The sequence below is a fragment of the Bradyrhizobium sp. WSM471 genome (genome assembly GCF_000244915.1).
Taxonomy (GTDB): domain Bacteria; phylum Pseudomonadota; class Alphaproteobacteria; order Rhizobiales; family Xanthobacteraceae; genus Bradyrhizobium.
On sequence record NZ_CM001442.1, the window covers coordinates 2,965,660 to 2,991,834 of the forward strand.

The 26,175-nt window shown below is 63.6% G+C and carries 22 protein-coding genes; 15 read left to right on the top strand and 7 right to left on the bottom strand.

Annotated features, from left to right (window positions below; genetic code table 11):
- Positions 1-132 precede the first annotated feature (132 nt).
- The gene (locus tag BRA471DRAFT_RS12860; protein ID WP_007607780.1) at positions 133-1,563 is read left to right on the top strand and encodes an aldehyde dehydrogenase family protein; all 1,431 of its coding nucleotides are present in this window, start codon (positions 133-135) and stop codon (positions 1,561-1,563) included.
- Between the two features lie 155 nt (positions 1,564-1,718).
- On the opposite strand, the gene BRA471DRAFT_RS12865 is transcribed toward BRA471DRAFT_RS12860, so the two are convergent.
- On the bottom strand, positions 1,719-2,696 hold the full coding sequence (locus tag BRA471DRAFT_RS12865; RefSeq protein WP_007607785.1) for an SMP-30/gluconolactonase/LRE family protein: 978 nt from the start codon (positions 2,694-2,696) through the stop codon (positions 1,719-1,721).
- A gap of 89 nt (positions 2,697-2,785) precedes the next feature.
- On the opposite strand from BRA471DRAFT_RS12865, the gene BRA471DRAFT_RS12870 reads away from it, so the two are divergent.
- Positions 2,786-3,610, top strand: coding sequence for an NAD(P)-dependent oxidoreductase (locus BRA471DRAFT_RS12870; RefSeq protein ID WP_007607787.1), 825 nt, complete (start codon positions 2,786-2,788; stop codon positions 3,608-3,610).
- 38 nt (positions 3,611-3,648) lie between these two features.
- Here BRA471DRAFT_RS12870 and BRA471DRAFT_RS12875 read toward each other — a convergent pair whose 3' ends face one another.
- Positions 3,649-4,920 carry an MFS transporter gene (locus tag BRA471DRAFT_RS12875; protein ID WP_007607789.1) on the bottom strand — a complete coding sequence of 424 codons (1,272 nt, stop codon included), beginning with the start codon at positions 4,918-4,920 and terminating at the stop codon, positions 3,649-3,651.
- Between the two features lie 299 nt (positions 4,921-5,219).
- Here BRA471DRAFT_RS12875 and BRA471DRAFT_RS12880 point away from each other — a divergent pair, with 299 nt between their 5' ends.
- Positions 5,220-5,633, top strand: coding sequence for a hypothetical protein (locus tag BRA471DRAFT_RS12880; protein WP_035974919.1), 414 nt, complete (start codon positions 5,220-5,222; stop codon positions 5,631-5,633).
- Positions 5,634-5,759: 126 nt separating this feature from the next.
- Here the strand turns inward: BRA471DRAFT_RS12880 and BRA471DRAFT_RS12885 are convergent, their stop codons facing one another.
- Positions 5,760-8,024 (bottom strand): hybrid sensor histidine kinase/response regulator, encoded by a 2,265-nt coding sequence (locus BRA471DRAFT_RS12885; protein WP_050992607.1) that lies wholly within the window; start codon positions 8,022-8,024, stop codon positions 5,760-5,762.
- A gap of 354 nt (positions 8,025-8,378) precedes the next feature.
- Positions 8,379-9,083 (bottom strand): GntR family transcriptional regulator, encoded by a 705-nt coding sequence (locus BRA471DRAFT_RS12890; RefSeq protein WP_007607795.1) that lies wholly within the window; start codon positions 9,081-9,083, stop codon positions 8,379-8,381.
- 176 nt (positions 9,084-9,259) lie between these two features.
- Here BRA471DRAFT_RS12890 and BRA471DRAFT_RS12895 point away from each other — a divergent pair, with 176 nt between their 5' ends.
- The 4 genes from BRA471DRAFT_RS12895 (at position 9,260) to BRA471DRAFT_RS12910 (ending at position 14,151) form a co-directional block, all read left to right on the top strand.
- A complete protein-coding gene (locus BRA471DRAFT_RS12895; RefSeq protein WP_007607797.1) occupies positions 9,260-10,990 on the top strand; it encodes an IlvD/Edd family dehydratase in 1,731 nt (576 codons plus the stop codon).
- A 62-nt stretch (positions 10,991-11,052) separates the two neighbouring features.
- Positions 11,053-12,060 (top strand): TRAP transporter substrate-binding protein, encoded by a 1,008-nt coding sequence (locus BRA471DRAFT_RS12900; RefSeq protein WP_007607798.1) that lies wholly within the window; start codon positions 11,053-11,055, stop codon positions 12,058-12,060.
- Between the two features lie 172 nt (positions 12,061-12,232).
- Positions 12,233-12,814, top strand: a complete 582-nt coding sequence (locus tag BRA471DRAFT_RS12905; protein ID WP_007607802.1) for a TRAP transporter small permease — start codon at positions 12,233-12,235, stop codon at positions 12,812-12,814.
- Positions 12,811-14,151: a TRAP transporter large permease gene (locus BRA471DRAFT_RS12910; RefSeq protein WP_007607804.1), complete on the top strand. Its 1,341-nt coding sequence runs from the start codon at positions 12,811-12,813 to the stop codon at positions 14,149-14,151. The genes BRA471DRAFT_RS12905 and BRA471DRAFT_RS12910 overlap by 4 nt, the downstream gene beginning before the upstream one ends.
- A gap of 3 nt (positions 14,152-14,154) precedes the next feature.
- Here BRA471DRAFT_RS12910 and BRA471DRAFT_RS12915 read toward each other — a convergent pair whose 3' ends face one another.
- Complete coding sequence (locus BRA471DRAFT_RS12915; protein ID WP_007607806.1) at positions 14,155-14,949, bottom strand: enoyl-CoA hydratase/isomerase family protein; 795 nt, start codon at positions 14,947-14,949, stop codon at positions 14,155-14,157.
- Between the two features lie 225 nt (positions 14,950-15,174).
- Between BRA471DRAFT_RS12915 and BRA471DRAFT_RS12920 the strand changes: the two genes are divergently transcribed.
- Entirely contained in the window at positions 15,175-16,395 is a 1,221-nt protein-coding gene (locus BRA471DRAFT_RS12920; RefSeq protein WP_007607808.1) for an NAD(P)/FAD-dependent oxidoreductase, read from the top strand.
- A 150-nt stretch (positions 16,396-16,545) separates the two neighbouring features.
- Here the strand turns inward: BRA471DRAFT_RS12920 and rbsK are convergent, their stop codons facing one another.
- A complete protein-coding gene (gene rbsK / locus BRA471DRAFT_RS12925) occupies positions 16,546-17,463 on the bottom strand; it encodes a ribokinase (RefSeq protein ID WP_007607810.1) in 918 nt (305 codons plus the stop codon).
- Between the two features lie 32 nt (positions 17,464-17,495).
- On the bottom strand, positions 17,496-18,389 hold the full coding sequence (locus BRA471DRAFT_RS12930) for a sugar kinase (RefSeq protein WP_007593904.1): 894 nt from the start codon (positions 18,387-18,389) through the stop codon (positions 17,496-17,498).
- A gap of 210 nt (positions 18,390-18,599) precedes the next feature.
- Between BRA471DRAFT_RS12930 and BRA471DRAFT_RS12935 the strand changes: the two genes are divergently transcribed.
- The 7 genes from BRA471DRAFT_RS12935 to BRA471DRAFT_RS12965 all read left to right on the top strand — a co-directional run bounded on the left by BRA471DRAFT_RS12935 (position 18,600) and on the right by BRA471DRAFT_RS12965 (position 26,167).
- Complete coding sequence (locus tag BRA471DRAFT_RS12935) at positions 18,600-19,448, top strand: VOC family protein (protein WP_007607816.1); 849 nt, start codon at positions 18,600-18,602, stop codon at positions 19,446-19,448.
- 119 nt (positions 19,449-19,567) lie between these two features.
- Positions 19,568-20,227: a TetR/AcrR family transcriptional regulator gene (locus BRA471DRAFT_RS12940; RefSeq protein WP_035973911.1), complete on the top strand. Its 660-nt coding sequence runs from the start codon at positions 19,568-19,570 to the stop codon at positions 20,225-20,227.
- Between the two features lie 327 nt (positions 20,228-20,554).
- A complete protein-coding gene (locus tag BRA471DRAFT_RS12945) occupies positions 20,555-21,364 on the top strand; it encodes an ABC transporter permease (protein WP_007607822.1) in 810 nt (269 codons plus the stop codon).
- 63 nt (positions 21,365-21,427) lie between these two features.
- On the top strand, positions 21,428-22,420 hold the full coding sequence (locus tag BRA471DRAFT_RS12950) for an ABC transporter substrate-binding protein (RefSeq protein ID WP_007607824.1): 993 nt from the start codon (positions 21,428-21,430) through the stop codon (positions 22,418-22,420).
- Between the two features lie 151 nt (positions 22,421-22,571).
- Complete coding sequence (locus BRA471DRAFT_RS12955) at positions 22,572-23,417, top strand: ABC transporter ATP-binding protein (protein WP_007607825.1); 846 nt, start codon at positions 22,572-22,574, stop codon at positions 23,415-23,417.
- Between the two features lie 204 nt (positions 23,418-23,621).
- Positions 23,622-25,019 (top strand): hypothetical protein, encoded by a 1,398-nt coding sequence (locus BRA471DRAFT_RS12960; RefSeq protein WP_007607827.1) that lies wholly within the window; start codon positions 23,622-23,624, stop codon positions 25,017-25,019.
- Positions 25,016-26,167, top strand: coding sequence for a Gfo/Idh/MocA family protein (locus BRA471DRAFT_RS12965; protein WP_007607828.1), 1,152 nt, complete (start codon positions 25,016-25,018; stop codon positions 26,165-26,167). Before BRA471DRAFT_RS12960 ends, BRA471DRAFT_RS12965 begins: the two co-directional genes overlap by 4 nt.
- The last annotated feature ends 8 nt before the right edge of the window (positions 26,168-26,175 follow it).

The window sequence follows — 26,175 nt, forward strand, 5'->3', positions numbered from 1 at the left end:
CCCTCCGCCATCGGCTCATATAACCTCAGTCCGCCGCAATGCTGGCCCCGCATATGGCGGGTTCAATTGCCGGCGCTTTCGTGCAAGGATGCCTGCCGAAACGCCCCCTCCAAGCCCAAGAAGAGGTTCACTATGGTCAATCGCATGCAGTTCTACATCGACGGCGCCTGGGTCGATCCCGCCGTCAAGAAGTCCACCGCCGTGGTCAATCCGGCGACGGAAGAGGCGATGTACGAGGTTGCGCTGGGCTCCAAGGCCGACGTTGATAAAGCTGTCGCCGCCGCCAAGCGCGCGTTCGTGACATTCTCCCAGACCAGCCGTGACGAGCGCGTCGCGCTGCTCACCAAAGTCATCGAGATCTACAAGGGTCGCCTCAAGGAGATCGGCGCCGCCGTCTCCGACGAGATGGGCGCGCCGCTGCCGATGGCCGAAAAGCTGCAGGCCGGCGCCGGCCTCGGCCACCTCATGACCACGCTCGACGTGCTCAAGAACTATCATTTCGAGGAACCGGTCGGCACCGCCATGGTGCTGCGCGAGCCGGTCGGCGTGGTCGGCATGATCACGCCCTGGAACTGGCCGCTCAACCAGATCGCCTGCAAGGTCGCGCCTGCGCTCGCCGCCGGCTGCACCATGATCCTGAAGCCGTCGGAATTCACCCCGACCTCGGCCTTGATCTTTGCGGAAATCCTCCATGAAGCCGGCGTGCCGAAGGGCGTGTTCAACCTCGTCAACGGTCTCGGCCCCGAGGTCGGCGCCGCCATGAGCGAGCACCCCGATATCGACATGATCTCCTTCACCGGTTCGACCCGCGCCGGCATCGACGTGGCCAAGCGCGCGGCACCGACCGTGAAGCGCGTCAGCCAGGAGCTCGGCGGCAAATCGCCGAACGTCATTCTGGAAGGCGCCGATCTCACGAAGGCGGTGACCGGCGGCGTGATGCACATGTTCAACAACTCCGGCCAGTCCTGCAACGCGCCCTCGCGCATGATCGTGCCTGCCGCGAAGATGAAGGAAGTTGCCGCAATCGCGAAAGCCGTCGCCGACAAGACCAAGGCGGGCGATCCGCGCGCCGAAGGCACCACCATCGGTCCCGTGGTCAACCGCGGCCAGTGGGACAAGATCCAGGGTCTGATCAAGAAGGGCATCGACGAGGGCGCAACGCTGGTTGCCGGTGGCCCCGGCCTGCCTGAAGGGGTCAACAAGGGCTTCTATGTCCGTCCGACCATCTTCGCCGACGTCACCCCCGACATGACGATTGCGCGTGAAGAGATCTTCGGACCGGTGCTGACCATCATCGGCGCCAAGGACGAAGCCGAAGCGGTGCACATCGCCAACGACACGCCCTATGGGCTTGCCGGCTACGTCACGGGTGCGTCCGTCGAGGACGCCAAGCGTGTCGGCCGCCAGATCCGCGCCGGCAACGTCAACCTGCAGGGCGTGCCCAACGACCGCTCCGCGCCGTTCGGCGGCTACAAGCAGTCCGGCAACGGCCGCGAGTGGGGCAAGTACGGCCTCGAGGACTTCCTCGAAGTGAAGGCGGTTGCCGGCTTCAACGCGGCGTAAGCGTTAGCGCCTGAACCAACAAAGCGCCGGAGCGGGCAACCGCTCCGGCGTCTTTGTTTTTTCGTAGCCCGCATGGAGCGAAGCGGAATGCGGGGACTGTCCCGGATTGCGCTTCGCTCCATCCGGGCTACGGGCTCAGAAAGACGGCGGAGAAACTATCCCCCGAGCGCGCCTTGCGTATTCACATACAACGCGTAGATCGACTGGCTCGCGGCCATGAACAGGCGGTTGCGCTTGACGCCACCGAAGCAGAGATTGGCGCAGCGCTCGGGCAGTGCGATGCGGCCGATCATGACGCCGTCGGGCGCGAACACCACGACGCCGTCGAGCTCGGGATCGCCCATGCCCCAGCCGCACCAGAGATTGCCGTCGATGTCGGAGCGCATGCCGTCCGGCGTGCCCGGACCTGCGTCGATGTGGACGCGCTTGTTCGAGATCGTGGTGCCATCGGGCGAGACGTCATAGGCGAGGATCTTGCGGTTCGGCACGCCGCGCGATTCCACGACGTAGAGGATTTTCTCGTCCGGCGAGAAGCACAGCCCGTTGGGGCCGAGCACGCCTTCGGCAACGATGGTCGCCTTGCCGGTCGCGGGATCGAACCTGTAGACGTTCGGCTCGATCTCGGGCTCGGCCTTGTAGCCCTCGTAATTGCCGAGCAGGCCGAAAGTGGGATCGGTGAACCAGACCGCGCCATCGGATTTCACCACGACGTCGTTTGGCGAGTTGAGCTTCTTGCCGCCGAACGAGTCCATCAGCACGGAGATGCTGCCGTCATATTCGGTACGGGTCACGCGGCGCCCGCCATGCTCGCAGGTGACGAGCCGGCCCTGGCGATCCCGGGTGTTGCCGTTGGCGAAATTAGAAGGCTTGCGGAACACGCTGACGGCGCCGGTCTCCTCCTCCCATTTGATGATGCGCTGGTTCGGAATGTCGCTGCACAGGAGATATCGCCCGTCGCCGAACCACACCGGACCCTCGGCCCAGCGCAGGCCGGTCGTCAGCCGCTCCACCGCCGAGAGTTTTAGCCAGTATTTTTCGAAGCGGGGATCGAGTGCCTTTATCGCCGGATCGGGATAGTAGCTCGCCGGCCGCCAGCCTGGCCGCTCCTGGGGATGGGACGATGCCTCATTCATGTCGGTTCTCTCGTTTCGTTCCCTCTGGACAATCCTGCTATCATTAGAGACATGTGACCGCAAATTGGTTGCCAAAGGCGAGAAAAGACATGCCGCGTATCTTGATGACGGGAGCTTCGGGCGGAATTGGAACGCGTCTGCGGAAGCTGTTGCCGCCGATCTATCCCGACCTGCTGCTCTCTGATATCCGCCCGCCGGCCGATCTCGGCGCGAACGAGCAATTCAAGGCGGCGGACCTGTCAGACCTTGCGCAGTGCGAGGCGATCTGCGAGGGCGTCGACGGCATCATCCATTTCGGCGGCTATTCGGTCGAGGGTCCCTGGAACGACATCCTCCAGGCCAACATCATCGGCGGCTACAATCTGTTCGAGGCCGCGTATCGCAAGGGCGTCAAGCGCGTGGTGTTCGCCTCCTCGAACCATGCCGTCGGATTCTATCCGCGCCACCACAAGATCGGCACCGACGTGACCCCGCGCCCCGACGGCCGCTATGGCGTCAGCAAGGTGTTCGGCGAAGCGGTTGGGGCGCTCTATGCGGACAAGCATGGCCTGAAGGTGACTTGCCTTCGCATTGGTAATTTCGGCGACGTGCCGCTGGATCATCGCCGGATCTCGATCTGGCTGAAGCCGGAAGACCTGGTGCAGCTCTGCCAGATCGGGCTCGAGCATCCCGACATTCATTTCGAGATCTTCTACGGCGTGTCCCTCAACGAGCGCGCCTGGTGGGACAACCACCGCGCCTACGAGTTCGGCTACCGTCCCACGGGCCGCTCCGAGGACCACGTGGCGCATGCGATGGCCGAGCAGGCCAAGTTGAAGCCCGATCCGATCGGCGATCACTATCAGGGCGGCGCGTTCTGCAGCAACGAGTTCGACGGCGACACAAGTCGCATCATCGATTGGAATAAGCGGTAGGAGCGCATTCGCGAATCCAGGGCGTCGGAATCGACGCCCTAGACCACGCGCTTGCCGGCCTGGGCCGCGATGGGCCGCTGCACAAAGTACATCAGGATCAGGGAAATCACCGCCGTCGTCACGACGACGTATCCCAGCCGGTCGAAATGCCGCAGCGTACCGTCGGGATCCTGCGCGATCAGCGCGGCGGCGAGCACGGAGCCGAGCCCGCCGGAGAGCTGTTGCAGCGACGCGCCGACCGCGCTGAAGGAGCCGCGTTGCGCCGGCTCGGGGATTGCGGAAATCAGCGCCTGCGACGGGATCATGCGGGAGAAGATGCCGACGAACATCAGGACGTTGACCAGGATCGCGACCGTCAGGCTCACCTCGCCGAGGTGCGTGTAGATCAGCACCATGACGATGGACATGGCGCTGCCGAAGACAAAGGTGGGATATTTGCCGAAGGCATCGCTCGCCCGTCCCACTAGCGGGCCGATGACAATGCTGAACAGGCCGGAGACGAGATAGATCGTCGGCAAATGCACGATGTCGATGCCGAGATTGTGCACGGTGTAGGCGCTGCCGAACGGCATCAGCATGTAGCCGCCGGTCGCCAGCAGCGTCGTCACCGAGAACGCCATCCAATAACGCGGCTGCGAGACCGTTGCGATCAGATGCCGGAACGGGTTTCGATCCTGCTTCAGCCCGAGATGACCGTTCACCGGCTTCATCAGGAACATCACGGCGGCCATGCCGATGACAGACAGGCCGACCAGTGCGCCGAACGCGACGTGCCAGTTCCACTGGTTGGCGAGGAAAAGACCGGCGGGGATACCCAGCACCTGGCTCGCGGCAAAGGCGGTTTGCACGAAACCCATGACGCGGCCGCGTAATTGCAGCGTAAACAGATCGGTGACGATGGCGAGCACGACCGAGCCGATCACGCCGCCGAACAGGCCGGTCACGATCCGCCCCAGCAGCAACAGATGATAGTTGGGCGCGATCGCGCACAGCATCGTGCCAAGGGTGAAGCCGGCGTAGAAGAACAACAGCAGCCGTTTGCGGTCGAACCGATCGGCAAAGCCGGCCGCCAGGATGCCGGAAATTCCCGCGCTGAATGCGTAGGCCGAGACGGCCACCCCGAACTGGGCGGCCGAAATATCAAGCGCCGGCATCATGATGGCGCCGAGCGGCGACATGATCATGAAATCGATGATGATCGTGAACTGGACCAACGCCAGCAGCGCAACGAGGATCGCCTGGTAGCGCGAGAAGCTGCGGGACAGCTGTTGCGGCTCGACGATCGGCTCGGTCAGGGTTTGTTCGGTCATGCCATTTCATTCGGGAGGGAGGTGGAGGAGGACGCGCGACGTGGCGCCGGAGCCCGGGCGGTATTTATTTCCGGCGCTGCGAAATTTCGATGGCTTGACAAACAGTTTTAGTGTCCGTCCTGCCGCGGTGCCTCGATTCACACAGGGCGAGCGACGCAAAGGCCTGAGCCTCGCTTTGGCCGTTCCGCCCATTGATCCAGATCAACGTTGCTCTGGCCGTCTGGCTCTCGATTTTGCGACCGCAATTCGGCAATCGGTGCCTTGATCACGGCTCAACGGCGGCAGCGCGAGTCAGGACAATGAGAATCAAATTGCCAGCCGTCGTACTGCTCCCGTTGATCATCTCGGGACCGGCGCGAGCCGCGATGCTCAGCGACGCCGAGGCGACGTTTCTCGACCAGCTCGTCACCGCGTCCGCGGTGCTCGAACAACGATGCGTCGGCTACGAGGTCAATGGTGCCGGCAGTGTCCAACTCGGCGCCCGGCTTCTCGGCAGCACGGATGCCGCGATGGCGATGATCGACGCTTATGCGGCGGCCATTAAGACCCGCGATGGCGAGAGCTCCGATCCCGGTAAATTCCGCCCCGAAGTGTCCGACGCGGCCGGCAAAACGTTCAGGCGCGTCCGGACCGATCTGATCAGAAACCCGAAGAGAGCCTGCGCCGACTATGGCGATACCAGCGTGGATCGCGGCCTGCTGAGACGGTATTGAACGCGCGTTCTGGCCTGCCGCGGCCTGACGGGAATCGGCGCCAGAGTGGGCCCGTGGGAGCGACATCTGCGTATGACGGCGGGGCGCAACGTACCCCGTTGCGCAGAACCGGTGCGCTCTCGCTGGCTAACCGTCCAGCACCTCTCGCACCTTCGCTGCGAGTTCCTCGACAGTGAAAGGCTTGCTGAGCACGGCCACGCCGGGTCTTGCCACACGATTGTGGAGCATCGCGTTGGGCGTATAGCCGGTCGTGAAAAGAACTTTCAGATCCGCTCGGCGCCGAAGCGCTTCTTCAGAGAGCTTCGCCCCGTTGATGTCCGGCATGACGATGTCTGTGAATAGCAGGTTGACGTCCGGGTTTTCGTCCAAAAGCTGCAGCGCCGCTTCTGCGCTTTCTGCCTCCATCACGCGGTAGCCCAGTTCAATCAATGCATCGACACTATACTGGCGCACTGCCGGCTCGTCCTCGACCACCAGTATAAGCTCGTGATTGTCGTCGGTAGGCAGGAACGCGGCTGCTTTTTCCGTGAAAACGGGCTCGGTCGCATCCACGAGCCTCGGTAGGTAGACCTTGAATGTTGTCCCTTCGCCGGGCTCCGAGTAGATCTTGACGTGGCCGCCCGACTGTTTGACGAAGCCGTATACCTGGCTGAGACCTAGGCCAGTGCCTTTGCCCACAGCCTTGGTGGTGAAGAAGGGGTCGAAGGCTTTGGCCATTACGTCCGCAGGCATGCCGGAGCCGGTGTCCGTCACCGCGATTAATACATATTGCCCTGCCAGGACGCCTGGTTCGCTTGCCAGATAGCGGTCGTCCAAATCAGCGTTGTGAGTTTCGATGGTGAGCCGGCCGCCCTCCGGCATTGCGTCGCGGGCATTCACTGCAAGGTTGAGAAGGACATTTTCAAGTTGGTTTGCATCGGCTGAGATGCGCCAGACGTCTGAATCCAGCACAGTCTCTAGCCTGACATCGCTGCCGAGTGAGCCGCGTATGAACCCGGACATCCCCGAGACGAGCTTGTTGATATCGATGGGTTGGGGCTTCAACGGCTGTTGCCGGGAGAACGCAAGGAGGCGCTGCGTAAGCAAGGCAGCGCGGCGCGCCCCGTCCATGGCAGCTTCGAGATAGCGCTTGGCGCGGGGGTCGATCTCGACCGTTCGGCGCTTCAGAAGATCGAGTGAGCCCATCACGATCGACAACATGTTGTTGAAGTCGTGCGCGATGCCGCCCGTGAGATGCCCGACGGCTTCCATTTTTTGCGCTTGGCGGAGGGCCTCTTCGGCGGCTCTCAGAGCTTCGGCCTGCTCTTTCTGACGATGGATGTCACGACCGATACAGTGAAAAGCTCCCTTGCTGGCGGTGACCGACCAGGCGATCCAACGATAGGCTCCGTCTTTGCATAGGTAACGGTTCTCGAATTCGCCGGATTCATCGTTAGCCGCGAGTTCGTTGGCCCAGAGGCGCGATCCTTCGATGTCATCGGGGTGGATGAACTGCGTATAGGGTCGTCCCACGATCTCAGCCTGCGACCAGCCGAGCAGCGCTGGCCAGGCCGGATTGACCTCTCGGATGGTCGAGTCGAAAGCGACCACCGCGACCAACAGGTTGGTCCCACTCCAGAGCTGATTGCGCTCCTCCGTGCGCTCCTGAACCAGGTGTTCGAGCTGTTCGCGCGATCGGGCCAGGATCTCCCGAGCGGCGACCATGTCCTCGATGTCTGTACAGGTCCCGTACCAACGCAAGATCACACCATCTGCGTCGCGCACTGGCTGCGCACGTCCAAGCACCCATCGGTACTGCCCGGATCGATGACGGAGACGATACTCGATCTGATACGGTTCGCCGGTTTCCAGGGAGTGACGCCAAGCGGACCATGCGGCCTCTCGATCTTCGGGGTGGAACATTCCGTTCCAAGCTTCGCCGTCGGTGGAACCTTGTGGTACGCCGGTGAACTCGTACCAACGCTGATTGTAGAAGTCGTGGAACCCATCAGGTCGCGTCGACCAGATCATCTGGTCGATGGAGTTCGTGATCGCCGCGGCCCTGGCTTCGCTTTCCCGCAGCGCGGCTTCTGCAAGCACCTGGCCGGTGGTCTCCGCGACGGCGCAGAACATGCCCATCACTTCGCCCGCAGGCTCGCGGACCGACGAGTAGGAGAAGGTGAACCAGGTCTGCTCGTCGTAGCCGCGCCGGTTCATGATGAGCGGCAGGTTCTCCTGCCAAGTTGCCTCGCCAGCCATGGCTTTTTGGATCAGGGGCGAGATGTCGTCCCAGATCTCGGCCCAAATGTCATGGAAGCGAGCGCCGAAAGCGGCCGGATGCTTGTCGGCGAGGATCTCAGCGTAGGCGTCGTTGTAAATGAAACCGAGTTCCGGGCCCCAAGCCACGAACATCGGAAATTTCGAGTCCATCGCAAGACTGACGACCGACCGAAGCGTCGGTGACCACCCCTGCGGTGGGCCGAGCGGTGACTTGGACCAATCGCAGCTGTGCAAGAGCGCCTGGACCGGCGGGCCTCTCTCCGGCGGCTGTGCGCTAGGCAGGTCAACCATCAATATTCTCGCAGCTCTGCGCCGCCGTACGGTCGATCATGGGCATGAGGCTCAACCAGTGCGCCAGCTGTTTGTTACCAACATACAGTTGAAACCCGTCTCGGCCAAAGGTGCAAGATCGGGTTCGGAACGCGAGGCGGAAGCCGAAATCGCGGCTTTGTCCGAACGAATCTCAGCGGTGTAAGTGGACGTCTTTCACTTATTCGGCGCGTCCCGACGTTCGACCTCGCCGCCCGCAATCCGCGCCAGGTAATCCTTCTTGCTGAACTGCATATGATCGACGCAGAGCTGGGCCAGCGCCCAGCTGTCACGGCCCTTCAACAGCTCGATCATGAACTCGTGCTGGCGCCGCGATTGTGCCAGCCCGTCGCTGTCAGCGAGATTCTTGGCGCGCATCGGCAGGGTCAGGTTCATGTAGTCCTGCAGCGAGCGCACCAGATAGGGATTGCCGCAGGCCGAGAACAGCGCGAGATGGAAGGCGTCGTTGGCTTCGTGGATGCCGCGTAGGTCCTGCAAATCCGCTCTCGCGCAATATTGCCGCTGCAATGCAGAGAGCTCGTCGATCAGGCCTTGCTGTGCGGGCAGGGGGATCATCAGCGCCGCCTGCCGGGTCAGCATCTCCCGGACCTCGTAGATCTGCCGGACCTCTTCGGCCGAATAGAACCGTACGGTGGCGCCGACATTCTTTTCGCGGCGGACGATGCCGCGGCGCTCCGCATCCACCAGCGCCTGGCGCACGAAGTGGCGCGAGGTGCCGTAAGCCGACATCAGCGCGTCTTCCGTGAGGCGCGCGCCGGGCGCGAGACGGCCGAAGATGATGTCCTCCTCCAGCCGCGCGACGATGTCGTCCGGATCGTCGCGCCGGACCATCATGGTGTCTGCGGTGTGAGTGTCGGACATACCCTCGGCCTCCGGGCGCTTGGCCGGTCCGTCCTGTGGAGCAGGGAAGGCTCGGATTGTCAATAATCCGGTCGTCTACCAGGACACAGATCCAGAAAACAACAGGTTTGACGTCTGTCTTATTGACAATCAAGGGGCAGGCTGTACGACAATGACCCGGGAATGGGAGTGGTATGATGACGAGTGGGTTGCGCAAAGGGCTGACGAGCTATGGCGATGCCGGCTTCTCGCTGTTCCTGCGCAAGGCGTTCATCAAGGCCATGGGCTATTCCGATGACGCGCTGGAGCGCCCGATCGTCGGCATCACCAACACCTATAGCGACTACAATCCCTGCCACGGCAACGTCCCGCAGATCATCGAGGCCGCCAAGCGCGGCGTGATGCTGTCGGGCGCGATGCCGTTCGTGTTCCCGACCATCTCGATCGCGGAGAGCTTTGCGCATCCGACTTCGATGTATCTGCGCAATCTGATGGCGATGGACACCGAGGAGATGATCCGCGCGCAGCCGATGGATTCGGTGATCGTCATCGGCGGCTGCGACAAGACACTGCCGGCGCAGGTGATGGCCGCAATCAGCGCCGATCTGCCGACGGTGGTCATTCCCGTTGGCCCCATGGTGGTTGGTCATCACAAGGGCGAGGTGCTGGGCGCCTGCACCGATTGCCGCCGTCTCTGGGGCAAGTATCGCGCCGGCGAAATGGACGATGTCGAAATCGAGGCGGTGAACGGCCGTCTGGCGCCGTCGGTGGGCACCTGCATGGTCATGGGTACCGCCTCTACGATGGCCTGCATGATCGAGGCCATGGGCCTGTCGCTGCCGATGAGCGCGACGATTCCTGCGCCGCATGCGGAGCGCTTTCGGCTTGCCGAGGCGAGCGGCAGGGTGGCCGCCGAGATGGCCAAGACCAAGGGGCCGAAGCCGAGCGAGGTGCTGACGCCGGCATCTTTCAAGAACGCGCAGGTCGTGCTCCAGGCGATCGGCGGCTCGACCAACGGCCTGATCCATCTGACCGCGATGGCCCATCGCTCGCCGCACCGGCTCGACCTTGGGCTGTTCGACCAGATCGGCCGCGAGGTGCCGGTGCTGATCGATCTCAAGCCGTCGGGCGAGCATTACATGGAGCATTTCCATCACGCCGGCGGCGTGCCGAAACTGCTGGCGCAGCTTGGTGACCTCGTCGATCTCGACGCGAAGACCATCACGGGCGAGAGCCTGCGCGATGTCGTCGCCAACGCGGAAGACGTGCCCGGCCAGGACGTGATCCGCCCGCGCGACAATCCGATCAAGAAGGAAGGTGGCCTCGCCGTGCTGCACGGTAACCTCGCCCCGCGCGGCGCGGTGATCAAGCAGTCAGCTGCAAGCCCGAAACTGTTGCAGCACACCGGACGTGCCGTGGTGTTCGAATCCGTCGAGGATATGACGCTGCGGGTTGACGATCCTGATCTCGACGTCACCTCCGATGACGTGCTGGTGCTGCGCAACGCCGGCCCCAAGGGCGCGCCCGGCATGCCCGAGGCGGGCTATCTGCCGATCCCGAAGAAGCTCGCGCGCGCCGGCACCAAGGACATGGTGCGCATTTCCGACGCACGCATGAGCGGCACCGCGTTCGGCACCATCGTGCTGCACATCACACCGGAATCCGCCGTCGGCGGGCCGCTGGCGCTGGTGCAGAACGGGGACATGATCCGGCTCGACGTCGCCAAGCGCAGCATCGAGCTTCTCGTCGATGCTTCTGAGCTGGAACGGCGGCATACGGCATTGAAACCCGCGGCTGCGCCGGACGAGGCGCGGCGCGGCTATGCCTGGCTGTTCAACGAGACCATCATGCAGGCCGACGAGGGCTGCGATTTCGATTTCATGCAGAGGACTGGGAAGAAGACTGAGCAGAAAACTAAGAGAGGGTGACCAACCACCCGGAAGCGTAGCCCAGACCGCACAAGCGGCGGGCGTTAAAACAGGGGGAAACGATGATCGCACGATCCATGCCAAGATTCTTACATCGGCTGGCGGCAACGGCCGCGATCCTGTTCGTCACGGGCGCATCGGCACAGGAGGTGAAGCATTATCGCTTTGCCTACGACCAGCCGCGCAACACCGGCTATTCCATCGCGGGCGACCTCTTTGCCGACAAGCTCAAGGAATTGAGCAAAGGCACCATGATCATCGACCAATATCCGGGCGCGCAGCTCGGGCAGGAGCCGCAGGTGCTTCAGCTCGTGAAAGCGGGCGACGTCGAATTTGCGATCATCTCCTCGGCGAACACCGCGACGATCTCGCCGCAAGCGGGCGTGATGTCGTTGCACTTCCTCTTCCGCGACGAGAACCACGTGGTCAAGGGTCTGGCCGATCCAAAAGTGTTCGCAGCGCTAAAGACCATGATCGACGAGACCACGCAGGGTCTGCATGTGATCGCGACCGGCTCGCAGGGCGTGCGCCACATGTACTCCAAGAAGGAGATCCACAATGTCGGCGACATCAAGGGCCTGAAGATCCGGGTGCAGGCGACCGCGACCGAGGACACCATGTTCCCGGCCTACGGCGCCCAGACCGTGCACATGCCGTTCGGCAGCGTCTACACGAGCCTGCAGACCGGCGTCGTCGACGTCGCCGAGAACAGCATCAATGTCTACCTCGTCAACAAGCACTACGAGGTCGCGCCGGTCCTGAACATCACCGAGCATGAGGCCAACAACGCGCTGGTGTTCATCTCCGATAAGCTCTGGCAGAGCCTGTCGGCCGAGCAGAAGGGGTGGGTGCAGGCAGCGGGGAACGAGGTCAGCTCCAAGGAGCCGCAGAAGGCCTTCGACCTCGAACGCACTGCGGCAGAGAAGCTGAAGAAGATGGGCGTGAAGATCGTCGACAACGTCGACAAGAAGACCTTCACGGCGGTCGCCGATCCCTATCTCGACAAGCTCGCCAAGGAGCTCGGCCCGCACGCCGAGAAGATCAAGGATTTGATCCGCTCGATCAACTAGGCCGCCCGCGGAAATGTCCGTGCCTCCACGAGTCGCCCCGGCGAAGGCCGGGATCCATACGCCGCGGCGGAGCTTGGGGCAGGATAGCCGCCAGCTTGCTTTGACCACACGCAGCTGGGGCTATGGGTCCCGGCCCCCGTGCGCAGTAGCGCACTAGGCAGGGACGACATTGATGGCCATCGCCGACAAACTGCTGGTGCAACGACAGCGCCACCTCAAATGGCGCGGGCTCGACTGGCTTGAGCTCACCTTGATGATCCTCTGCGGCGTGCTCTGCTTCGGCTTCTCGCTGTCGGTGACCGCCGACATCGTCACCCGCACCATCGGCCATCCCTGGCTCTGGCTCCAGGAAGTGACCTCGACGCTGTTCATCTATGCGATTTTCGTCGGCACCGCGGCTGCGACCCGGCGCAACGACCATCTCTATCTCACCGCGATTTCCGAGGCGATGCACGGCACGCCGCGTCTGATCGTCGAGATCATCATCCGGATCGTGGTGCTCGGCGTCGCCTTCTGCCTGATCGTGTACGGCTATCAGAACTATCTTCGGGGCTTCGGCAGTTTTCGCCTGCCGTCCGGCACCCCGATCGCCTCGCTCTACGCGATCATCCCGCTGTCGGGCGTGCTGATCGGCCTGTTCACCATCGAGCAGCTCGTCAACGGTCTGCGCAACGGCTTTGACCACCCCGAGCCGCCCGAGGAGGACGACGGGGCGCCTGTCATCACCGACGTACAGATGAGGGCGCAGCCGTGAGCGCACCCATTGTTCTGGCGTTGATGACGGTCTGCTTCCTGTCCTTCGGCTATCTCGGCGTGCCCGTGCCGTTCTCGCTGATGGCCGGGGTCTTCATCGGCGCGCTGCTGTCGGACGTCTCGCTCGCCGCGATCATCCAGAAAATCTTCGACGGCGTCGATTCCGAGGCGCTGCTGGCGATCCCCTTCTTCTTGCTGGTCGGCGAGCTCATGAGCTCGGCCAATGTGGTGGTGCGAATAGCCAACCTCTCGGTGTCCCTCGTTGGCCACATCAGAGGTGGCCTGTCGCAGGTCGTGGTCGTCTTCAGCATGTTCTTCTCGGAAATGTCGGGCTCGACCACCGCCGACGTCGCCGTGATGAGCCGCGCTCTGGGCGGCCCGATGAAGCGCGAGGGCTACGAGCCGGCCTTCATCGCCGCCATCATCGCATCCGCCTCGACGATTGCGGCGCTGGTGCCGCCGAGCATCACCGCGGTGGTCTATGGCGCCGTCGGCAACGTCTCGATCGCCGGCCTGTTCATGGCAGGCGTCGTGCCGGGCCTGATGATCGGCTTCGGGTTGATGATCTACTGCTATTTCTTCGGCCCGTCCGGCCTGCGCAAGCCGCGCGCGCCGCTGCGGCAGGTGGTGTTCGCGGCCGGCGATGCGGCGCTACCGCTGATGATTCCCGTGATCCTGCTCGGCGGCATTCTGACCGGCTGGTTCACGCCGACGGAAGCCGGCGTCGTTGCCGTGGTCTGGATTGTCGCGGTCGTGATCCCCGCGCTCAACCGCGGGCATATCAGGAAGATTCCGTACGATTTCTGCCTTGCGGGCCTGATCTTCTCGCTGCCGCTGATCACGATCGGCGCCGCCAACGCATTCGGCTGGATGCTCGCGTACTTGCGCGGTGCAAGCTACATCGCCGAAGTCATCACGTCGCTCGCGGGCAACGATCCGCATCTGATCATGCTCTTGATGGTGCTGCTGTTCACGATTGTCGGCGATTTCATCGAGCCGGTGCCGACCATCATCATCTTCATGCCGTTGGTCAACACGCTGACGGAAGCCGGCGACATCAACGCCGTGCATATGGGCGTGGTGCTGATCGCAACACTGGCCTTCGGCCTGATCACGCCGCCTTACGGCCTGGTGCTGCTGATGGCCTCGAAATTCGTCGGCGTCAGTTTCGCAAAGGCGCTACGCGCCGCATTGCCGATCTATCTGGTGTTCCTCGGGACGATCGCGTTTGCGATCTATTTCCCGAGTGTGGTGCTGTGGCTGCCGCGCCAAGTGCTCCCCGAGTCGGTCGGCTGCTTCAAGTCGCCGGCGGGGACGGGGTATATCTGTCCGCAGTAAGAGCTACTTGCCTTTACTCGTGAATTTCTTCACGGCGGTTCGAAACTCCTCCGTGTTCATCGCCATGATGATCTTGTGCTCCTCGGCGTCGAGTTGCTGCTTCACCGCCGTGGTGGCCGCGGAATAGACCAGCGACTTGGTGCCCCCGATTGCGGCCGGCGGGTTCTGCGCGAGACGTTCGGCAAGCAGCCGCGTGGCCGCTTTCAGCTCAGTCGCAGGGACGGTCTTGGCAACCAGGCCCCATTCATAGGCTTGCTGTGCGGTAAAATTGTCCTCCGCCAGGAAAATCTGCAGCGCGCGGCGGGAGCCGACCGTGTTGACGATGCCGACCGTAGATCCGCCATCCGGCGACACCCCGATCTTGGCGTAGGCCGGCGTGAATTTGGCATCCTCCGCAGCGATGCAGAGATCGGTGACAAAGGCGAGGCCCATGCCGGCGCCGGCCGCCGAGCCGTGCACGCTGGACAGCGAGATCTTCGGCATGCGCCGGATGATCTCGATGAAGGCATGATAGTGCTTCAAGAGCTCGCCGACGACAGGCGTCACCGTGTTGGCCTCAGCCGCCGCACCGATCGTCTGCAGATCGCCGCCGGCCGAGAAGGCGCGGCCTTCGCCTTCGAGGACCACGACCCTGATATCGTCGGCGCCTTCGATGTAAGCCGCAAGCTGTTCGAGCTTTTGCGCAATCGCCAGGTTGATCGAATTGAACGCGGCGGGCCGGTTCAGCGTGATGGTCGCGATCGGCCCGTCGATCCGCAGCAAGGCGGGATCGTCGGGCTGGGAGACGGGAGCTGGCATCTTGAAATCCCCGGCATGAGGTTGGAGCTCGAACTAAAACGCAGAAGGCGAGGGGTGACAATCCCCGGCAGGCGCCCTTGCGCAATGCGGAACGATAGGCTCAAATGGACCTGCCTTCGTCAGGGACGGACACGAGCGCCGGCTCCTCCTGGGCAAGCAAGCCAAAATCAGCGCGAGAGGAGACGACATGGGTGACGCTCGTGTCTTGCGGAAATGGGCTGTCCGATGACGCATGGTCCGGTGATCATTATCGGTGCCGGCCATGGCGGCTACCAGGTCGCGGCTTCCCTGCGTCAGGCGGGCTTTTCTGCTGCTATCTGCCTGATCAACGACGAGGCGCATCTGCCCTATCAGCGGCCGCCTTTGTCCAAGGCCTACATCAAGGGTTCCGCCGGACCGGAGAGCCTGATGTTCCGGCCGGAGAAATTCTACCAGGACCAGACCATCGAGCTGGTCGCGGACCGCGCCGTGTCGATCGACCGCGCGGGGCGCAAGGTGCTGCTCGCCACGGGCAAGACGCTGCCCTACGGCCACCTCGTGCTGGCGACCGGCGCGCGCAACCGGCTGCTCGATCTGCCGAACGCCAATCTCCCCGACGTGAAATATTTGCGCATCCTCGACGAGAGCGAGGCGCTGCGGCAGATCATGCCGTCGAAGACGCGGGTGGTGGTGATCGGCGCCGGCTTCATCGGCCTCGAATTCGCAGCCACCGCGCGCATCAAGGGCCTCGAGGTCGACGTGCTCGAACTCGCCCCGCGCGTGATGGCGCGCGCGGTGACGGCGGAGGTCTCGGACTATTTTCAGGCGCGGCATCGCGAGGCCGGCATCCGCATTCACCTCGGCGTACAGGCAACGTCCATCGAGGCGGAGGACGGCAAGGTCACCGGCGTCTCCTTGAGCGACGGAAGGCATCTGCCGGCCGATCTCGTCGTGGTCGGCGTCGGCGTGCTGCCGAACATCGAGCTTGCGGCGGAGGCGGGGCTGCCGGTCGCGGCCGGTATCATCGTCGACGAATATCTCTCGACGGCTGATCCCGATATCTCGGCGATCGGCGATTGCGCGCTGTTCAAGAGCCCGCGCTTCGGCGGATCGCAGCGGCTGGAATCGGTGCAGAATGCCACCGATCACGCGCGCTGCCTCGCGGCACGGCTGACCGGCGACCGCAAGGCCTATGACAGCCATCCCTGGTTCTGGAGCGACCAGGGCGAGGACAAGCTCCAGATCGCAGGCCTCACCACCGGCTACGACCGCGTCGTGCTACGCGGCGATCCCGCCAGGAAGGCGTTCTCGGCGTTCTGCTACAAGGGGGACAATCTGCTCGGCATCGAATCGATCAACCGTGCCGGCGACCACATGTTCGGCCGCCGCCTGTTCGGCCTGGATCGCTCGATCACCCCGGAGCAGGCCGCCGATGAAAGTTTTGACCTGAAGAGCGCGCTGGCGTGAGTCTCTTCTCCCTCCCCCCGTTCTTACGCGGAGAGGGTCGGGGTGAGGGGCTCTCTCCGCAAATGAGATGAGCGTGAAACCTGTACCCCCTCACCCGGATTGCTTCGCAATCCGACCTCTCCCCGCAAGCGGGGCGAGGTTAGAAAGGCATCAGTTCGCGTTAAGCACCGCGACGACTTCCCCAGCCGTCGGCATCGACGGTCCCGCGCCCATGCGCTGCACGGAGATCGAGGCGGCGGCATTGGCGAAGGCGAGTGCCGGGCGCAAGTCGACGCCGTCGGCGAGTTGCGCCGCGAGCGCTCCCACAAAACAATCGCCTGCGCCCGTGGTGTCGATCGCCTTCACCACGCGGCCTGGCACCGAAATCTCCTCGTGTCCCGCGAGCGCCAGCACGCCACGCTTGCCGAGGGTCACGCAGATGATCTGGTCCTGGCGCGCCCGAAGTTTTCGCGCGACGTCGATGATCCGCGCGGCCTCGTCACTGTCGGACAACTCCACGCCGGCGAGGAGGCCGAGCTCGGTCTCGTTCAGTACGAGGATGTCGACCAGCGCGAGCAATTCGCTCGACATGGTTTGTGCCGGGGCCGGATTGAGCAGCGTCGTGGCGCCGGCGTCGCGAGCCCGTTGGAAGAACGCGGCGATCGTCGGCAGCGGGATCTCGAATTGGCTGACCGCGACATCGCCCTTCGCCAGCGGCGCGGCCGCGACGTCGTCGACGCCGACGAGCGCATTGCTGCCGGGAATGACGACGATGGTGTTGTCGGCCTCCGCCACCGTGATGATGGCGGTGCCGGTGTGCGCCTCGGCCGTCTCGCGGATCGCGCCGAGATCGATACCTTGTGTGCCGAGGAACGTCCTCAGCTCACCGCCGAACGAATCCCTGCCCAGCCGGCCTATCAACGTGGTCCGCGCGCCAAGCCGCGACGCCGCGACCGCCTGGTTGGCGCCCTTGCCGCCGGGAAAATACAGCACCCGCTTGCCGGCGACGGTCTCGCCGACTTTCGGATGGCGATCGGCCGTCGCCACCACATCCATGTTGATGCTGCCGGCGACGAAGACGCGCCCCATAAAAAACCTCGGATGAGAGACCTCGGCGAACGCTAGACCCTGACCTCGAACTCGTGCCTCACCTTGGCGATGTCGACAAGGGTCGGCAGGCCGGCTTCGTTGCCAAGACGTTGGATCTTGAAGGTCGAGGCTGCCCGGGCAAAATCGAAATGCTCGCGCCAGCTTTTGCCGGGATGGGCGAGATAAGAATAGACATAGGCGCCGTGGAAGACGTCGCCGGCGCCGTTGGTGTCGATCACGCGCTCGCGCGGAATCGGCATCGCCGGCATCACCTGCACCGTTCCGGTCTCGTCGTACCAGAGCAGGCCCTTCTCGCCCATGGTGATGCCGCCGATCTTGCAGCCGCGGCTCTTGAGATAGTCCAGCATCTTCTCCGGCGTCAGGTCCATCTGCTCGCACAGGCGCTCGGCGACGATCGCGACGTCGATGAATTCCAATAGCTCATGCGTGTTGGTGCGCAGGCCGCCACCGTCGAGCGAGGTCAAGATGCCGGCCTCGCGGCAGACTTTCGCGTAGTGGATCGCGGCATCGGGCTGATGGCCGTCGACATGCAGTGCGCGGCAGCCGCCGAGATTGAGCATCGGGAACGGATGGATGTGGTCGTCGTCGCGGCAGCGGACGATGGCGCGCTTGCCGTCCTTGGGCATGATGAAGGATAGCGAGGACTGGTTGACCTTCCGCCCATGCAGCGAGATCGCATATTTCGCGCACATGTCCATGAACATGCGGCCGAGCCAGTCATTGGCCGCCGTGGCGATCAGATCGGGCACGATGCCGAGCTTGGCGCAGCAGAATGCCGCCGTCACCGCATTGCCGCCGAAGGAAACCGCGTAGTCGGAAGCCACGTGCTTCTCGTCGCCGGTCGGCATGTGGTCGGTAATGAAGACGACGTCGATATAGGTCTGTCCGATGAAGAGAGCCTGCATTGCTTGTCCGTGATGCGCTTTGTGGTCCCGGCCGGCGCGCTTACTGTAACACCGGTTCCGCCGCGGGACCGCTGAAATTATTCGCAAAACCGCCGCTGGGAGTGCTTGAGGTCGGCATGCGGCCGGAATACGACCATCACCGGGCAATGCCAAGCCCGGACAAACGCCGTCTCTCGGTCCACGGTTCCGGGCCGATCAACAGGGGGAAACATGATCACCGGCCTCGATCACGTCGTCGCACTGGTCAGGGATATCGGTGCGGCCAAGGCAGCCTATCAGACGCTGCTCGGGCGCGCGCCGGCCTGGCAGAATTCGGGCGAGGGCGCCGACCGGGTGCTGTTCACTCTCGCGAACATGACCATCGAATTGATGGCGCCGAACGGCTTCAGCGTGACCGCCGACCGCATGCGCGCGTTGCTCGGCGACCAGGAAGGCGTGCTCGCCAGCCTGTGCTTTCGTGTCGCGGACATGAGCAAGATGCATCGGCGGCTGGAGCGGGTCGCGCTCAAGCCGGATCCGGTTGCCGAGGTCGAAAGCAGCGATGCAGAGAGCGGCGCGGCCCTGCACTGGAAGCGGACGCGCGCCGCCACGGAGCTCACGCGCGGCGTGCGCATTTTCTTCCTCGAACTGGCTGCTGAGCGTCCGCTTTCGCCGGCAACCGATATTGCGCCGATCGATGCGCTCGACCACGTCGTGATCACCACCGAGGATTCCGATCGCGCCGCCGCGCTCTATGGCGCGCGGCTCGGGCTCGATCTGGCGCTCGACCGCTCGCATCAGGATTGGGGCCAGCTGATGTTCTTCCGCTGCGGCGATCTCGTCGTCGAGGTGGTCCGCCGTCCCGTCGCGGGCGGCGATCCCCAGCATGACCGCCTCTGGGGCCTGAGCTGGCGGGTGACCGACATCGATGCTACGCGCGCCCGCCTGATCGCCGCCGGCCTCGAAATCAGCGAAGTGCGCAACGGCCGCAAGCCGGGCACGCGGATCATGACGGTGCGGACCAGCACCTGCGGCATCCAGACGGTCCTGCTGGAGCGTTCGCCGAAGCCGGTGGAATGACCACGTTTCTAAAACGCGCGCTCCTGTGTTACACGGCATCCTGAGACCACCAGCGAGCACCCGGTTTGGCGAAAGCAGCGGCAAAGCGAACTCTGAAATGGCAGCGCGATCCCGAGGGGATGCGGCTGCGCATTCTCGAAGCCGCCAAGCAGGAATTCTCGGCGCACGGGCTTGCCGGTGCGCGTGTCGACCGCATCGCGGCCAACGCCGGCGCCAACAAGCGGATGCTCTATTATCACGTCGGCAACAAGGACGAGCTTTATCTCGCGGTCCTCGAAGGCGCCTACGACAAGATCCGCAGCGAGGAGCGCGGGCTCGATCTCGAACATCTTGACCCGCCCGAGGCCATCCGCCGCCTGATCGAGTTCACCTGGAATTATTTCCTGCGCAATCCCGAATTCCTGTCGCTGCTCCAGACCGAGAATCTCGCGCGCGCAAAGCATCTGAAGCGCTCGACCAAGGTCAAATCCATGCACTCGCCCTTCGTCGAGATGATCGGCACCGTGGTGCGGCGCGGTGTGTCCGGCGGCGACTTCAAGGTCGCGGTCGATCCTGTCCAGCTCTACATCTCGATCGCGGGGCTGTGCTTCTTCTATCTGTCGAACTCGGCGACGCTCAGCGTGATCTTCGGTCGCGATTTGCTGGCCAAGGACGCCAAGGACGAGCGGCTGGACCACATGGTCGGCCTCGTGCTGGCAGCGCTGACGGGACAGTCGGGCGCGCTGTTAGCCATGACGAAGGCGCCGAAGTCGCGCGCCGCGGTGGCGCAGACGGTTTAGCACTGCTGCCGCTCCTCTCCTTGTTTGACGCGATCTGCCTCTCCATCGTCGTCCTGGCGAAGGCCAGGACCCATACCGCGTGATCCATCGATCGCGCGTGGTGCCAATCCCGAACGACCAGCCTTCGCCAAACTTCACCCTGTGGTTATGGGTCCTGGCCTTCGCCAGGACGACACCGAATGTTTGGAGGGACGGCACGTTTCGCCCGCGATCCCCCCGCCCAAACCCGCCGGAACCCCCGCCCAAAACGTCGCAGGAAAACCTCTGGACAGTATTTACCCAACGGGTTAATTTCTCCGCAACGAACAAGACGACCGGGAGTGAGACGTGGCTGAACTGAAGCCGCAGAGTGCGGTGTCCAAGATGCTGAACGCGGCCTGGATCCGGCCGTTTTTGTTTCTGGTGTTCATCGTCGTGGCCTGGGATCTCGCGATCCGGCTGTTCAAGATTCCCGCCTACCAGATCCCGTCGCCGGGCGATGTCATTGGGGTGCTGCGCACCGATTGGCCGGAACTGCTGCGCCAGTCCTGGCCGACGACTTATGCGACCGTCTGCGGCTTCGCGCTTTCGGCGCTGTTCGGTATTCCCATCGCGATGCTGATCGCGGGCTCCAAGACGGTGGAGAGCTACGTCTATCCGCTGCTGGTGTTCTCGCAATCCGTGCCGAAGATCGCGATCGCGCCGCTGTTCGTCGTCTGGTTCGGCTTCGGCATCATTCCGAAAGTGATCTCGGCGTTCCTGCTCGGCTTCTTTCCGGTGGTGGTCTCCGCCGTGCAGGGCTTCAAATCGGTCGATCCAGATATGGTCGATCTCGCCCGCGCCATGCAGGGCAGCCGCTTCCAGGTGTTTTGCGCGGTGAACCTGCCGCATGCGCTGCCGGCGATCTTCTCCGGCCTCAAAGTGTCAGTGACGCTTGCCGTGGTCGGCGCCGTCGTCGGCGAGTTCGTCGGCTCAAACTCCGGCATCGGCTATGTGATGCAACGCTCGATCGGAACCTTCGACCTGCCGACGATGTTCGCGGCGCTTGTGATCCTCGCGCTGCTCGGCGTCATCCTGTTCTGGATCGTGGACCGGATCGAGAAGCTGGTCATTCCCTGGCATGTCAGCCAGCGCGAGGACGTGATTTTCGCCTCTTAACAACAACCAAAGCAACGAACGGCCGCCAAAGGCCGACGCAAACAACGACAAGGGAGAGTGACGATGAAGCGGTGGATAGGAGCTGTCTCGGCGGCGCTGATGGTGTTCGCGGCCATGCCGGCGCAAGCAGCCGACAAGGTCGTGCTGATGCTCAACTGGTACGTCTATGGTGAGCACGCGCCGTTCTATTACGGCAAGGCCAAGGGCATCTACGCCGCCGAAGGCATCGACCTCGAGATCCAGGAAGGCCGCGGCTCGGCCGCGACCACGCAGGCCGTCGCCGCCAAGACCGCCGATTTCGGCTATGTTGACGTGCCCACCATGATGCGCGCAGCGATCAAGGGCGCGCCGGTGGTTGCGACCGGCGTGCTGCTCCAGACCAGCCCGATGTCCGCCATGGGTTTCGTCGACAAGAACATCAGGAAGCCCGAGGATATCAAGGGCAAGACGGTGGCGATCACGCCGGCCGATTCCATGACCCAGATCTGGCCGCTGTTCCTGAAGAAGACCGGCCTCAAGGAAAGCGACTTCCAGACGGTGGCGGGCGATGGCCAGACCAAGCTCAACGCCGTCATCAATGGCCAGGCTGATCTCCTGCTCGGCTACGTCATGGACCAGTCGATGAAGATCAAGGACGCCACGGGCAAGGACGTCTATCCCATCAAGTTCGCTGACTACGGCATCAACATGGTCTCCTCGGGCATCATCGCCAACACTGATTATGTGAAAGCCAATGCCGACCTTGTCCGCCGCTTCATGTCGGCGACGACCAAGGCGGTCGAAGCCGCCGAGAAGGAGCCGAAGGCCGCTGCGCAGTCGATCCTCGATGCCAACCCCAAGGGCGGCAAGATCGATACGCTGACGCAGGGTTTTGAGCTGACCATTCCGCTGTACCGGACCGCGGAGACCAAGAGCAAGCGGCCATTCCAGGTCACCGACCAGAACATGACTGATACGGTCAATCTGATGGTCGAATATGGTGGGCTCGATGCCAAGGCCAAGGAGAACCCGAAGGCGTTCTACACCAACGACTATCTGCCGAAGAGCGGCTCGTGAGTCATAGAGTGCGGCTGTCGTCCCGGCGAAAGCCGGGACCCATAACCACCGGCCACACTTGTTGCGAAAGGTCCCCACCCGTGAGCTCAAACGCGCCGGCACGGCGTATGGGTCCCGGCTTTCGCCGGGACGACGGTCGGAGAGAGCTGCGATGAACGCTGCGACCCAACCAATCGAAACGCAACCGACCGCGCATCTGAGGCTGGTGAGCGACCGGGCTGCCGGCGATGCATCGGGCATCAAGCTATCCGGCGTGTCGAAGACCTACCGGACGCGCGACGGCGATGTGCCGTCGTTGCGGCCGCTCGACTTCCATATCAACGACGGCGAGTTCTTCGTCGTGGTCGGCCCATCCGGCTGCGGCAAGTCCACGCTACTCAAGCTGATCTCGGGACTGCTGCCGCCGACGACGGGCGAGATCCTGGTCGAGGGCGAGAAGGTGACGGCGCCGCACGGCAATGTCGGCATCGTCTTCCAGAACGCGCTGCTGCTGCCATGGCGCAACATCCTGTCCAACGTGATGCTGCCGATCGACATGAAGCGGCTGCCGCGCCAGACATATCTCGACCGCGCCAAGGCGCTGTTGAAGCTGGTCGGACTCGAAGGCTTCGAGAAGAAGCTGCCGTGGCAGCTCTCCGGCGGCATGCAGCAGCGCGCCTCGATCTGCCGTGCCCTGGTGCATGATCCCAGGATCATGCTGATGGACGAGCCGTTCGGCGCGCTTGATGCGCTGACGCGCGAGCGCATGAATGTCGAGTTGATGCGGATCCAGCGCGAAACCCGGAAGACGGTCCTGCTGATCACGCATTCGATCCCTGAGGCCGTGTTCCTCGCCGATCGCGTGCTGGTCATGACCGAGCGGCCCGGCGCGGTCGCCGCCATCTACGACGTCCCGCTGCCGCGCCCGCGCTCGCTCGACGTGATGGCCGATCCTGTGTTCACCGAACTGGTGCAACGCATCCGCAAGCATTTTTTCTCGCAAGGGGCATTGGATTAGGACGGATGGGATGTCCCTTGATCGTGACCGCAAGCACGGTGCGCTCCCTCCCCCGCCTGCGGGGGAGGGCTGGGGAGAGGGTGTCTCCACGCGCGAGAACCCCCCAGAGGAGAAAGCCCTCACCCGGCACTTCGTGCCGACCTCTTCCGCAAACGGGAGAGGTGCACTGCCGCCTGAGCCGCGTCTCGGGAGCCAAGTAGCACCATGTCCCCGCGCCTGAAGCTGCGAGACATTACCTTCTTCGAACGTCCCGTGCATTTCGCGCGGCCGTTCCGCTTCGGCGCGATCACCATCAACGCGACGCCGCAGTTGTTCGTGCGGGTCGAGATCGAGGTCGAGGGCAGGGGATCGGCGGTCGGCGCCAGTGCCGAACTGCTGGTGCCGAAATGGTTCGACAAGCGGCCGGAGCTGTCGCCGGCGCAGACGGTGGATGGCTTGCGCCGTTCCCTGGAAATCGCGCGGGGGCTTTATCTTGCGCGAACGGGGTTCCTGACGGCATTCGATCTGCATGCCTCCTGCATCGGCGCCCAGGTCGCAACTTGTGCCAAAAAGAACATTCCGGCGCTTGCGGCGGCTTACGGCCCCGCCGAAATCGACAAAGCGATCCTCGATGCGCTGCTCCGCGCTGCCGAGACCAATTTTTTCGATGGCATGGCCGGCAACATCGCCGGCATCGATGCGCGGCTTTCGCCCGACCTGAGTGAAGGGGATCTCACGAGGTTTCTATCCGGCCGGAAGCCGCTGTCGCGTGTTGCCATCAGGCATACCGTCGGCCTCGACAATTCCATTGAAGGTGAGGGCGGGGTTGCGGATGCCCGCGAGAACTCCGGTGCAAGATACTTCAAGCTGAAGCTGTCGGGGGACCCCGTCGCCGATGCAGCGCGGCTGGCGCGCATTGGCAAGGAGCTCGATGCGCTGGACCGTGACTACAAGGTGACGCTCGATGCCAACGAGCAATATGCCGATCTCGCGGCGTTGCAGGCACTGATCGACCGGCTCGACCATGATCCCGCCCTGCGATCGATTTCATCCAGGCTGCTCTATGTCGAGCAGCCGATGCCGCGCGATGTCACGAGGCAGTCGCCGCTCGGCCCGCTCGCTGCGCGCGGCTTCATCATCGACGAAGCCGACGATTCCTACGACGCGTTTCCTGCGGCACGGGCGCTTGGCTATCGCGGCATCTCGTCGAAATCCTGCAAAGGGCCTTACAAGTCCATCGTCAACGCGACGCGCGCAGCGAAATGGAGCGCGGCCGGCGAAAGATTTTTCGTGACCGGCGAGGACCTCACCTGCCAAGCGGGTCTTGCCGTGCAGCAGGACCTTGCGCTCGGCGCGTTCATCGGCATCACCCACGCGGAGCGCAACGGCCATCACTACGTGGACGGCTTCGGTGACACGCCCGCCGCTGAAGCCCAGGCCTTCGCCGCCGCCCACCCGGATCTCTACGCCGATGCCGGGCAGGGCATCCGTCTCTCGATTCACCAAGGCGATCTCCTGACCGGATCGCTCAATGCAACGGGCTTTGCGACGTCGGTCCATCCGGACTGGTCGGCGCTACGCCCGCTCGAATGGCCCAAATCACTGCAGGAGCAATCGGCATGACCACCCAACGCCTCGGCCTCATCATGAACGGCGTCACCGGCCGCATGGGCCTCAACCAGCATCTGATCCGTTCGATCGTCGCGATGCGCGAGCAGGGCGGCGTCCGCTTGAAGAACGGCGACCGCGTGATGCCCGATCCGATCCTGGTCGGCCGCAGCGCCGAGAAGGTCGAGGCCCTTGCCAAGCGCTACAACATCACGCGCTGGACCACCGATCTCGATGCGGCCCTCGCCGACAAGAACGACACCATGTTCTTCGATGCCGCGACGACGCAGGCGCGCCCCGGGCTGCTGACCCAGGCGATCAATGCCGGCAAGCACGTCTATTGCGAGAAGCCGATCGCGACCAATTTCGAGGCGGCGCTCGAGGTCGTCAAGCTCGCCAATTCCAAGGGCATCAAGCACGGCACGGTGCAGGACAAGCTGTTCCTGCCCGGCCTGAAGAAGATCGCCTTCCTGCGCGACTCCGGCTTCTTCGGCCGTATCCTCTCGGTGCGCGGCGAGTTCGGCTATTGGGTGTTCGAGGGCGGTTGGCAGGAGGCGCAGCGGCCGTCCTGGAACTACCGCGACGAGGACGGCGGCGGCATCATCCTCGACATGGTCTGCCACTGGCGCTACGTGCTCGACAATCTCTTCGGCGAGGTCGAGAGCGTGAGCTGTGTCGGCAACACCGACATTCCCGAGCGTTTCGACGAGCAGGGCAAGAAGTACAAGGCGACCGCCGACGACTCCGCCTATGCCACGTTCCAGCTCAAGGGCGGCGCCATCGCCCACATCAACATGTCCTGGGTGACGCGCGTCTATCGCGACGATCTCGTCACCTTCCAGGTCGACGGCACGCTCGGCTCCGCGGTCGCCGGCCTCTCTGACTGCATGATCCAGGCGCGGCAGGCGACGCCCCGGCCGGTGTGGAATCCGGACGAGAAGCGGCTGCACGATTTCTACGGCGACTGGCAGAAGCTGCCTGACAACGTCACCTACGACAACGGCTTCAAGGAGCAGTGGGAGATGTTCATCCGCCACGTCTACGAGGATGCGCCCTACAAGTTCACGCTGCTCGAAGGCGTCAAGGGCGTGCAACTCGCCGAATGCGCCCTGAAGAGCTGGAAGGAGCGGCGCTGGATCGACGTCGCCCCGATCAAGGTCTGAGGAGGGAA